Consider the following 289-nt stretch of genomic DNA (forward strand, 5'->3'; position numbering starts at 1 on the left):
GTCGATCCCGGTGCTGCTGGAGCAGGCGCGCGCCGCCTTCGGCGGCGAGGATGAGGACGCGCCCGGCCATCGTCATCGGCCGGCGGAGCCGGTGCGCGAAGCCGCGCGCCCCGCCAGCGTCGCCGAGCGGCTGGGCCGGGTGATCGGTCGGCTGCTGCAGCGCCTGGGCCTGTTCCGCGCCGGCTGAGCCACCGCGCATCCCGCTGAATCCCGGCCGGAACGGAATTCGGTAGCCTTAACAGGCGATTCTCGTTCATGATATGTTCTATGGATGAGCCGCAGCCCGATT

Annotated in this window: 1 protein-coding gene; it reads left to right on the top strand. The window is 70.6% G+C overall.

Translation table 11 applies throughout. The annotated features are described in order from the left end of the window. Positions 1 to 187: hypothetical protein (locus P409_RS39935; RefSeq protein ID WP_034850037.1), on the top strand; the 187-nt coding region annotated here is incomplete at its 5' end. Between the last annotated feature and the right edge of the window lie 102 nt (positions 188 to 289).

This window comes from Inquilinus limosus MP06 (assembly GCF_000767795.1).
GTDB classification, from domain to species: Bacteria; Pseudomonadota; Alphaproteobacteria; order DSM-16000; family Inquilinaceae; genus Inquilinus; species Inquilinus limosus_E.